This is a genomic window from Mycobacterium sp. M23085 (assembly GCF_045343915.1).
Lineage (GTDB): Bacteria > Actinomycetota > Actinomycetes > Mycobacteriales > Mycobacteriaceae > Mycobacterium.
The window spans coordinates 2882797-2893951 of record NZ_CP174280.1 but is presented as its reverse complement, the minus strand read 5'-3'; the positions used below and the strand labels follow the sequence as shown (position 1 = coordinate 2893951).

The 11155-nt window shown below is 66.1% G+C and carries 10 protein-coding genes; 9 read left to right on the top strand and 1 reads right to left on the bottom strand.

From position 1 onward, the window contains the following. Position 1 precedes the first annotated feature (1 nt). Positions 2-487, top strand: a complete 486-nt coding sequence (locus ACIUM1_RS13270) for an acyl-CoA thioesterase (protein ID WP_406813153.1) — start codon at positions 2-4, stop codon at positions 485-487. 31 nt (positions 488-518) lie between these two features. Then, a complete protein-coding gene (locus ACIUM1_RS13265; RefSeq protein ID WP_406813152.1) occupies positions 519-959 on the top strand; it encodes an SRPBCC family protein in 441 nt (146 codons plus the stop codon). A 32-nt stretch (positions 960-991) separates the two neighbouring features. Here ACIUM1_RS13265 and ACIUM1_RS13260 read toward each other — a convergent pair whose 3' ends face one another. Continuing rightward, on the bottom strand, positions 992-1669 hold the full coding sequence (locus tag ACIUM1_RS13260) for a GntR family transcriptional regulator (RefSeq protein WP_406813151.1): 678 nt from the start codon (positions 1667-1669) through the stop codon (positions 992-994). 182 nt (positions 1670-1851) lie between these two features. Between ACIUM1_RS13260 and fadD5 the strand changes: the two genes are divergently transcribed. From fadD5 to ACIUM1_RS13225, 7 genes are all read left to right on the top strand, one after another. Further along, positions 1852-3447 (top strand): fatty-acid--CoA ligase FadD5, encoded by a 1596-nt coding sequence (gene fadD5 / locus ACIUM1_RS13255; RefSeq protein ID WP_406813150.1) that lies wholly within the window; start codon positions 1852-1854, stop codon positions 3445-3447. 293 nt (positions 3448-3740) lie between these two features. Further along, entirely contained in the window at positions 3741-4556 is an 816-nt protein-coding gene (locus tag ACIUM1_RS13250) for an MlaE family ABC transporter permease (RefSeq protein WP_406813149.1), read from the top strand. Position 4557: 1 nt separating this feature from the next. Further along, positions 4558-5427, top strand: a complete 870-nt coding sequence (locus ACIUM1_RS13245; RefSeq protein ID WP_406813148.1) for an MlaE family ABC transporter permease — start codon at positions 4558-4560, stop codon at positions 5425-5427. Positions 5428-5431: 4 nt separating this feature from the next. After that, positions 5432-6739 (top strand): MCE family protein, encoded by a 1308-nt coding sequence (locus ACIUM1_RS13240; RefSeq protein ID WP_406813147.1) that lies wholly within the window; start codon positions 5432-5434, stop codon positions 6737-6739. After that, positions 6736-7776, top strand: coding sequence for a virulence factor Mce family protein (locus ACIUM1_RS13235; RefSeq protein ID WP_406813146.1), 1041 nt, complete (start codon positions 6736-6738; stop codon positions 7774-7776). The genes ACIUM1_RS13240 and ACIUM1_RS13235 overlap by 4 nt, the downstream gene beginning before the upstream one ends. Further along, positions 7773-9365, top strand: a complete 1593-nt coding sequence (locus ACIUM1_RS13230) for an MCE family protein (protein ID WP_406813145.1) — start codon at positions 7773-7775, stop codon at positions 9363-9365. The genes ACIUM1_RS13235 and ACIUM1_RS13230 overlap by 4 nt, the downstream gene beginning before the upstream one ends. Next, positions 9362-10978 (top strand): virulence factor Mce family protein, encoded by a 1617-nt coding sequence (locus ACIUM1_RS13225; RefSeq protein ID WP_406813144.1) that lies wholly within the window; start codon positions 9362-9364, stop codon positions 10976-10978. The genes ACIUM1_RS13230 and ACIUM1_RS13225 overlap by 4 nt, the downstream gene beginning before the upstream one ends. Positions 10979-11155: the final 177 nt, after the last annotated feature.

Genomic DNA, 11155 nt, shown 5'->3' with positions numbered 1-11155 from the left:
CATGGCGTCGGCTTCCGTAGTTCCGCCCGCACCGGACGAGCTGAACAGCAACGACTTTCCGGTGCTGTGGCCGGTCGGAACCCGGTGGGCCGACAACGACATGTTCGGCCACCTCAATAACGCCGTCTACTACCAGCTGTTCGACACCGCGATCAACGCCTGGATCAACACCGGCACCGGGCTGGACCCGATCACCACGCCCGCACTGGGCATTGTCGCCGAATCGGGTTGCCGCTACTTCTCCGAACTGCAATTCCCCCAGGACCTCGTGGTGGGCCTGGCCGTCACACGGCTGGGCCGCAGCAGCGTCACCTACCGGTTGGGCGTGTTCCGGGCCGACCGGAACGAGCCCGCGGAAAACGTGCCGCGACCCATCACCGCCCTGGGGCACTGGGTGCACGTCTACGTCGACCGCGCCACCCGCAAGTCCGTCCCGATTCCCGACGACGTCCGCGCGCTGCTGGCGACCGCCACCGTGGAGCAGTAAGGGCTGACAAAGCCCCCGATATGCTTCGCGCATGCCAGTCATGAGCAAGACCGTCGAGGTGGACGCCGACGCCGAGTTGATCATGAGGATCGTCGGCGACTTCGAGGCCTACCCGCAGTGGAACGAGGAGATCAAAGGTCTCTGGGTGCTTGCCCGCTACGACGACGGGCGCCCCAGCCAGCTGCGGCTCGACACCGACTACCAGGGCATGCAGAGCATGTTCATCCAGGCCGTGTACTACCCCGGGGAAAACCAGATTCAGACCGTCCTGCAGCAGGGCGATCTGTTCACCAAGCAGGAGCAGCTGTTCAGCGTGGTGTCGATGGGAGCGTCCAGCCTGCTGACGGTGGATCTGGACGTCGAGACCTCGATGCCGGTGCCGGCGCCGATGGTGAAGCAACTCCTCAACAACGTGCTCGACCACTTGGCCGAGAGCCTCAAGCAGCGCGCCGAGCAGCTGGCCGCCAACTAGCTACCGCGCTACCCGGGTTCTCGCGATCGCCGCTAGAAGATTCCGGACCGGTCGCGCATCTCGGTCAGCCGGGTCGCCGCGTCGGTGAATTGCCACAGGGTGTGCTCGATCACCGCGGCGGTGTCGCGGCGGCGCAGCGCGGCGATCATCTGGCGGTGGTTGTCCACGGCGGCCTCTCCCCAATCCGGATCGGCGGCGTAGACCAGCACCGGCATATAGCGTGCGGCGTTCAGCAGGAACCACGCCAGTTTGATCCGCCCACTCGCCTGATTGAAGACCCGATGGAAGGCGAACTCGATGCCCGCGATGGTCTCGGCGTCGGCGGACTTGACGGCGGCGGCCAGCGACCCGTTGATCCGGTCCAGCTCGTCGATCTGGGCGTCGGTGATATGGACGGTGGCCGCGGCCGCCAGCTCCCGGGCGATCGATGCCTGCAGCCAGAAGATGTCTTCGATGTCCTGCCGGGTCAGCGGCAGCACGACGTGGCCGCGGTGCGGTTCGAGCTGCACCATGCCCTCGCCGCGCAGCTTGAGCAGGGCTTCACGCACCGGGGTGACGCTGACTCCGAGCTCGGCCGCGGTCTCGTCCAGCCGGATGAACGTCCCGGGGCGCAGCCTGCCGGACATGATCGCCGCCCGCAGATGCCCGGCCACCTCGTCCGACAACTGCGCCCGGCGCAGTGGCCGCCGACTCCTCGGTTGCATTGACATCGGTGCGTTCACGGGGGCTGCCAGGGCTTTCGTGGACTTGGCGGGACGGAGTTCAACTTTTGACCGGCGCTAACGGGGACTTGTCAGTGGACCGTCAACGCCATAGTGTGACCCACACAACACCAAGTTTTATCAAATATCAACCTGGCGCAAGCGGTGCGCGAGTGAAGGGAAGTCGGGGTTTGACCGCGCAATTGGCGAGCCAAGCGACACAGGCTAGTGAGCAGCCGTACCTGGCCCGGCGACAGAACTGGGTGAACCAACTCGAACGGCACGCGCTCATGCAGCCGAACGCGACGGCGCTGAGGTTCCTCGGCAAGACCCTCACCTGGGGCGGCCTGCACAGCCGGGTGGCCGCGCTGGCCGATGCGTTGAGCCGCCGGGGTGTCGGCTTCGGCGACCGGGTCATGATCCTGATGCTCAACCGCACCGAGTTCGTCGAATCGGTGCTGGCCGTCAACATGCTCGGCGCCATCGCGGTCCCGCTGAACTTCCGGCTCACCCCGGCCGAAATCGCGTTCCTGGTCCAGGATTGCCAGGCGCGCATGGTCATCACCGAACCGGTGCTGGCCGCGGTCGCCACCGGCGTCCGCGACCTCGAGCCGCTGCTGGGCACGATCGTGGTGGCCGGCGCTTCGACCGATGACAGCGTGCTCGGCTACGAGGACCTGATCAACGAGTCCGGTGAACAGCACCAGCCCGTCGACATCCCCAACGATTCGCCCGCCCTGATCATGTACACCTCGGGCACCACCGGGCGACCGAAGGGCGCCGTGCTGACCCACACCAATTTGACCGGGCAGACGATGACCGGGCTGTACACCAACGGCGCCGACATCAACAACGACGTCGGGTTCATCGGGGTGCCGTTCTTCCATATCGCCGGCATCGGCAACCTGCTGACCGGGATGCTGCTCGGCATCCCGACGGTGATCTACCCGCTCGGCGCGTTCGAGCCCGGACAACTCCTCGACGTGCTCGCCGCGGAGCAGGTCACCGGAATCTTTCTGGTGCCCGCCCAGTGGCAGGCGGTCTGCGCCGAACAGCACGCCCGCCCGCGTGACCTGAAATTGCGGGTGATCTCGTGGGGCGCCGCGCCGGCCCCCGACGCGTTGCTGCGGGAGATGTCGGCGCGGTTCCCGGGCACCCATATCTTGGCCGCGTTCGGCCAGACGGAGATGTCGCCGGTCACCTGCATGTTGCTGGGCGACGACGCCATTCGTAAACGCGGCTCGGTCGGCAAAGTGATCCCCACCGTGGCCGCCCGCGTCGTCGACGAAAACATGAACGACGTGCCGATCGGTGAGGTCGGCGAAATCGTTTACCGCGCACCGACTTTGATGAGTGGCTACTGGAACAACCCGGAGGCCACCGCGGAAGCGTTCGCCGGCGGCTGGTTCCACTCCGGCGACCTCGTCCGGATGGACTCCGACGGGTACGTGTGGGTGGTCGACCGCAAGAAGGACATGATCATCTCCGGTGGCGAGAACATTTACTGCGCCGAGGTGGAAAACGTCCTCGCCGGCCACCCCGGCATCGTCGAAGTCGCCGTGATCGGGCGGCCCCACGACAAGTGGGGGGAGGTGCCCATCGCCGTCGCCGCTGTCGCCGACGACAATTTACGGCTCGAGGAGCTGGACGAGTTCCTGACCGAGCGGCTGGCGCGGTACAAGCACCCCAAGGCGCTCGAGATCGTCGACGCGCTACCGCGCAACCCGGCCGGGAAGGTGCTGAAAACTGAACTGCGGATCCGCTACGGCGGCGGAGGAATCGACTAAATCCATTCTAGGGCAAGAGATTTTAGGGACAGAAAGGGAAGTTGTCGGGAGCTGTAACGTTTGCCAGTTGTTGGCGAAGGGTTAATTGTGCGGATGCGGTTCACACCTGCTTGGCCATCGGGTACATTCCTGTGGTCTCCGTTACTACTTGCCAGTAGGGAGCCGATGGTCACAGGCATCAAGCCGGGGCGAGGTGGGGGCACCCCCAGCTACATAGTGGTGAGGGGGCGAGGCGTGCTAGACGATCCGCCGCGACGCCAGGGAGCGCGCGGTGACGGCCTGAGGGGGGAGCGGTGACTTCGACGTCGACAAGTCGGCAAGGCCCCCAATTGGTCGGCTATGTGCGCGACCAGCTGCAGACTCCCCTGACGCTCGTCGGGGGATTCTTCCGGATGTGCGTGCTGACCGGGAGGGCCCTGTTCCGCTGGCCCTTCCAGTACCGCGAATTCATCCAGCAGTGCTGGTTCATCATGCGAGTGGCGTTCCTGCCGACCATATTCGTCTCGATCCCGTTGACCGTGCTGCTGATCTTCACGCTCAACGTGCTGCTCGCTCAGTTCGGTGCCGCTGACCTGTCCGGCGCCGGTGCGGCGATCGGTGCGGTCACCCAGCTCGGCCCGTTGACCACGGTGCTGGTGGTCGCCGGCGCCGGCTCGACGGCCATCTGCGCGGACCTCGGTGCTCGCACCATCCGCGAAGAGATCGACGCGATGGAGGTGCTCGGCATCGACCCGATCCACCGCCTGGTGGTTCCCCGGGTGATCGCCGCGACCCTGGTCGCAACCCTGCTCAACGGCCTGGTGATCACAGTGGGCCTGGTCGGTGGCTACCTGTTCGGCGTCTACCTGCAGAACGTGTCGGGCGGTGCGTACCTGGCCACCCTGACCACGATCACCGGCCTGCCCGAGGTTGTCATCGCGACGGTCAAGGCCGCCGTCTTCGGCCTGATCGCCGGCCTGGTCGGCTGCTACCGCGGTCTGACCGTGCGCGGCGGCTCCAAGGGCCTGGGCACCGCCGTCAACGAGACCGTCGTGCTCTGCGTCGTCGCGCTGTATGCCGTCAACGTGGTGCTGACCACCATCGGCGTGCGGTTTGGAACGGGGCACTGACATGTCGACCGCAGCCGTCTTTCGCTCCCGCTTCCCGCGGGCGGCAGAGAACCTCAACCGCTACGGCCTGGCCGCGGCCCGCGGTCTCGACGACATTGGTCAGATGGCGTGGTTCGGCGCGATCGCCATCGGGCACATCCCGCACGCGCTGCGCAACTACCGCAAAGAAACCCTGCGGCTCATCGCCCAGATCGGCATGGGCACCGGCGCCATGGCGGTCATCGGCGGCACCGTCGCCATCGTCGGCTTCGTGACGCTGTCCGGTAGCTCGCTGGTCGCCATCCAGGGCTTCGCCTCGCTGGGCAACATCGGTGTCGAGGCGTTCACCGGCTTCTTCGCCGCGCTGATCAACGTGCGCATCGCGGCGCCCGTCGTCACCGGGATCGCCATGGCCGCCACGGTCGGTGCCGGCGCCACGGCGGAGCTGGGCGCCATGCGCATCAGCGAAGAGGTAGACGCCCTGGAAGTGATGGGCATCAAGTCGATTTCGTTCCTGGCCTCCACTCGCATCATGGCCGGGCTGGTGGTGATCATCCCGATCTACTCCATGGCGATCATCATGACTTTCCTGTCCCCGCAGATCACCACCACGGTGATCTACGGGCAATCGAACGGCACCTACGAGCACTACTTCCGGACGTTCCTGCGTCCCGACGACGTGTTCTGGTCTTTCGTGGAAGCCATCCTCATCACCGCGGTCGTGATGATCACGCACTGCTTCTACGGCTATGAGGCCGGTGGCGGTCCCGTCGGCGTAGGTGAGGCCGTCGGCCGATCGATGCGCTTCTCGTTGGTGTCGGTTCAGGTAGTGGTGTTGTCCGCCGCGTTGGCGCTGTACGGCGTCAACCCCAACTTCGCACTCACGGTGTGACGCCATGACCCGACCGATTCAAACCAACGCCCCGCGAACCCCGCCATACAAGCTGGCCGGCGTGGCGCTGCTGGTCGTCTTCGCGCTGGCAATGGCACTGATCTACGGGCAGTTCCGGGGGGACTTCACGCCCAAGACGCAGCTGACCATGTTGGCGTCACGGGCTGGGTTGGTGATGGATCCGGGCTCGAAGGTGACCTATAACGGGGTGGAGATCGGCCGGGTGGGGTCGATTTCGGAGACGGTGCGTGATGGCAAGCCGGCGGCGAAGTTCGCCCTGGAGGTGTATCCGCGGTACTTGAAGCTGATCCCGTCGAATGTGAATGCCGACATCAAGGCGACGACGGTGTTCGGTGGCAAGTATGTGTCGTTGACGACGCCGGCTCATCCGTCGCCGCAGAAGATTTCGACGCACACGGTGATCGATGCCCGTTCGGTGACCACCGAGATCAACACGTTGTTTCAGACGATCACCTCGATCGCGCAGAAGGTTGATCCGGTGAAGTTGAATCTGACGTTGAGCGCGGCGGCGCAGTCGTTGTCGGGGTTGGGGGAGAAGTTCGGTCAGTCGATCACCAACGCCAACGCGTTGTTGGATGATGTGAATCCGCAGATGCCGCAGGCGCGCAAGGACATTCAGGGGTTGGCGGCGTTGGGCGACACGTATGCCAACGCGGCGCCGGATCTGTTGGACTTTCTGAACAACTCGGTGATCACGGCGCGCACCATTAACGCCCAGCAAAAGGATCTGGATCAGGCGTTGTTGTCGGCGGCCGGGTTCGGTAACACCGGTGCGGAGCTGTTCAACAAGGGCGGGCCGTATCTGGCGCGTGGGGCCGCCGACCTGGTGCCCACCGCGCAGCTGCTGGACACGTACAGCCCCGAGCTGTTCTGCACCGTGCGCAACTACCACGACATCGAGCCGAAGGCCGCGTCCTTCCTGGGCGGCAACGGCTATTCGCTGGTCGCCCACACCCAGGCGCTGTCCGGTTTGGGCCTGGTCGCCAACCCGCTGTCGCTGGTCGCCGTCGCCGCGCTGACGCTGGGCCTGGGCGGTGTCGCCGGTCTGGTGGGCGGTGCGCCCAACCCCTACACCTACCCGGAGAACCTGCCGCGGGTGAACGCGCGCGGCGGCCCCGGCGGCGCGCCGGGATGCTGGCAGCCGATCACCCACGACCTGTGGCCCGCACCGGAGCTTGTGATGGATTCCGGCAACAGCATCGCGCCGTACAACCACCTGGACACCGGATCGCCGTATGCGATCGAGTACGTCTGGGGCCGCCAGGTAGGGGATAACACGATCAACCCATGAAAATCACCGGAACCCTTGTCAAACTCAGCATCTTCTCGGTGGTGCTGCTGATCTTCACCGTGATGATCATCGTGGTGTTCGGTCAGATGCGATTCGACCGCACCAACGGGTACTCAGCGGAGTTCACCAACGTCAGCGGACTGCGTGCCGGCCAGTTCGTCCGCGCCTCCGGGGTTGAGGTCGGCAAGGTCGACAAGGTGGAGTTGGTCGACGGCGGCAAACGGGCGCGGGTGAAATTCAACGTCGACCGCTCAATCCCGCTGTACCAGTCGACGACCGCCCAGATCCGCTACCTCGACCTGATCGGTAACCGCTACCTGGAGCTCAAGCGCGGTCAAGGCGAAGGGGCCGACAAGGTTCTGCCGGCCAACGGCTTCATCCCGCTGTCCCGCACCCAGCCGGCGCTCGACCTCGACGCCCTGATCGGCGGGTTCAAACCGCTGTTCCGCGCGCTCGACCCGCAGAAGGTCAACACCATCGCGACTGCGCTGGTCACCGTGTTCCAGGGCCAGGGCGGCACCATCAACGACATCCTCGACCAGACCGCGCAGCTGACCAACCAGCTCGGTGAGCGCGACCAGGCCATCGGCGAGGTCATCAAAAACCTCAACGTCGTCCTGGACACCACAGTTCGGCACCGGCAGCAGTTCGACCAGACCATCAACAACCTCGAGGTGTTGATCACCGGCCTGAAGGACCACGGGGATCAGTTGGCCGGGGGGACCGCGCACATCAGCAACGCGGCCGGCACGGTGGCCGACCTGCTGGCCGAGGACCGCGGGCTGCTGCACAAGACGCTCAACTACCTGGACGCGGTGCAGCAGCCGCTGATCGACCAGCAGGACCAACTGCAGGACTACCTCAAGAAGGTGCCGACGGCGTTGAACATGATCGGACGCGCCATCGGGTCCTACGGGGACTTCGTGAACTTCTACGCCTGCGATATCACGCTGAAGATCAACGGTCTGCAGGCCGGCGGCCCGGTCCGCACGGTCCGGCTGTTCCAGCAGCCCACGGGTAGGTGCACGCCGCAATGAGAACACTGGAACCACCCAACCGGGTCCGCATCGGTCTGATGGGCATCGTGGTGACGGTGCTGGTGATCGGCGTGGGCCAAAGCTTCACCAGTGTCCCGATGTTGATGGCCAAACCGCACTACTACGGGCAGTTCAGCGACACCGGCGGCCTGAGCAAAGGCGACAAGGTGCGCATCGCCGGCGTGGACGTGGGCAAGGTGGAGGGCCTCAAGATCGACGGCGATCACATCGCGGTGCAATTCAACGCCGGCACCGCACGATTCGGCACCGAGAGCCGGATCGCGGTCAAGACCGACACCATCCTCGGTAAGAAGGTCCTCGAACTCGAGCCGCGCGGCAACCAGCCGCTGCGGCCGGGCGGAACATTGCCGATCGGCCAAAGCACCACGCCCTACCAGATCTATGACGCGTTCTTCGACGTCACCAAGGCCGCCCAGGGCTGGGACATCGACACCGTCAAGCAGTCGCTGCACGTGCTGTCGCAGACCATCGACCAGACCTATCCGCACCTGAGCCCGGCGCTGGAAGGGGTGGAGAAGTTCTCCGCCACCATCGGCAAGCGCGACGAAGAGGTCAAGCACCTGCTCGCCCAGGCCAACCAGGTGGCCGGCATCCTCGGTAACCGCAGCGACCAGATCGACCGGCTCCTGGTCAACACCAAGACGCTGCTGGTCGCCTTCAACGAACGGGGCCAGGCCATCAACGCCCTGCTGGGCAACATCGCTGCGTTCTCCGAACAGGTCAAGGGCCTGATCAACGACAACCCGAACCTGAACCATGTGCTGGAACAGCTGCGCACGGTCAGCGACATCCTGGTGCAACGCAAAGACGACCTGGCCAACGGCTTCACCGAGGTCGGCAAGTTCCTGCCGTCGCTGAACGAGGCCATCGCCTCGGGACCGTTCTTCAAGGTGGTCCTGCACAACCTGGCCCTGTACCAGATCTCGCAGCCGTGGGTCGACGCCGCCTTCAAGAAGCGCGGCATCGATCCGGAGAACTTCTGGCGCAGCGCCGGTCTGCCGGAATACCGCTGGCCCGACCCGAACGGGACCCGGTTCCCGAATGGTGCGCCGCCACCGGCGCCGCCGGTGCTCGAGGGCACCCCCGATCACCCGGGTCCGGCCGTCCCACCGGGGTCGCCGTGCTCGTACACGCCGGCCAACCCCGGCGGCAATGTCACCGTCGGCGACGAGGGTCTGCCGCGGCCGTGGAATCCGTTGCCGTGTGCGGGTGCGGCGTCGGGCCCGTTCGGTGGGCCGGGCTTCCCGGCGCCGGTCGACGTGATGACGTCGCCGCCGAACCCCGCGGGTCTGCCGCCGACGCCGGGCATCCCGATCGCGGGCCGGCCGGGCGACCCGCCCCCGGATGTTCCGGGAACGCCGGTGCCGTTGCCGGCGCAGGCGCCCCCGGGCGCACGGACCGAGAACCTCGCACCGGCCGGACCGACGCCGCCGCCGTCGACGTTCGCGCCGGGATTCCCGCCGGGACCGCCGGCACCACCCGGACCGGGCAACCAACTGCCGGCACCGTTCATCAACCCGGGTGGGACCGGAGGCAGTGGCGCAGCGGGGGGAGGTAGCCAGAATTGAGCACCATCTTTGATATCCGCAACCTGCGGCTGCCCAAGCTGACTCGGGCGTCGGTGATCATCGGATCGCTGGTGGTGATCCTGGCGCTCGTCGTCGGCTACGTCGGTTGGCGGCTGTACCAGAAGGTGACCACCAACACCGTGGTCGCCTATTTCCCGGCGGCGAACGCGCTGTACCCGGGCGACAAGGTGCAGATCATGGGGCTGCGGGTGGGCGCGATCGACAAGATCGAGCCGGTCGGCAACAAGATGAAGGTGACGTTCCACTACGAGAACCAGTACCGGGTTCCGGCCAACGCGTCGGCGGTGATTCTCAACCCGACCCTGGTGGCGTCGCGGGCCATTCAGTTGGAGCCCGCCTACAAGGGCGGCCCGGTGCTGGCCGACAACGCCGTCATTCCCGAAGAGCGCACCCAGGTGCCGGTGGAGTGGGACCAGCTGCGCAACAGCATCACCAACATCATCTCCAAGCTGGGCCCCACCCCCGAGCAGCCGAAGGGCCCGTTCGGTGAGGTCATCGAGTCGTTCGCGGACGGGCTGGCCGGCAAGGGCAAGCAGATCAACAACACGCTGACCAGCCTGTCGCAGGCGCTGACCGCGTTGAACGAGGGTCGCGGCGACTTCTTCGCGGTGGTGCGCAGCCTGGCGCTGTTCGTCAACGCGCTACACCAGGACGACCAGCAGTTCGTCGCCCTCAACCAGAACCTGGCCGACTTCACCACCCGGCTCGCGCACTCCGACACCGACCTGGCCAACGCGATCTCGCAGTTCGACAGCCTACTGTCCACCGTGCGCCCGTTCCTCGACAAGAACCGCGGGGTGCTGGTCCAAGACATCAACAACCTCGAGACCGCGACGAACGCGCTGCTGCAACCCGATCCGCTGAACGGACTGGAGACCGCGCTGCACGTGCTGCCGACGGCCGCGGCCAACATCAACCAGATCTATCACCCATCGCACGGTTCGGTGGTCGCCATCCCGTCGATCACCAACTTCGCCAACCCGATGCAGTTCATCTGTAGTGCGATCCAGGCCGGCAGCCGGTTGGGTTACCAGGAGTCGGCCGAACTGTGCGCGCAGTACCTCTCGCCGATCCTCGACGCGATCAAGTTCAACTACCCGCCGTTCGGGTTGAACCTGTTCAGCACGGCCGAGACGCTGCCCAAGGAGGTCGCCTACTCCGAGGATCGGCTGCACCCGCCGAACGGATATAAGGACACCACCGTGCCAGGCATCTGGGTGCCCGACACCCCGACGTCATACCGCAACACCACGCCGGGCTGGATCGTCGCGCCGGGCATGCAGGGCCAGCAGGTCGGGCCGATCACCGCGGGCCTGATGACCCCGGACTCGTTGAACGAGCTCATGGGTGGTCCGAACATCGCGCCCGTCCAGTCGACCCTGCAGACCCCGCCGGGCCCGCCAAACGCCTACGACGAGAACCCGATTGCGCCCGTCATCGGCCAGAACCCGCCGCAGGTTCCCATCCCGCCGCCGCCGCCGGGTCCCGGCGTGGTGCCGGGCCCGGTCGCCCCGACACCGGCGCCGGTGTACGCGCCCGCCCCCAACGCGGGTGGCCCCGCATCACCAGCTGACTTCGGAGGTGGCCAGTGAGGCGCGGGACGAGCGCGGTACGCGCGAGGAGCAAGCCGAACATTGGGCCAGTGAGGCGCGGGACGAGCGCGGTACGCGCGAGGAGCAAGCCGAACATTGGGCGAGTGAGGCGCGGGACGAGCGCGGTACGTGTGCTGCGGCATCGGGCCTGGCAGGGGCTGACCCTGCTGATCGCCG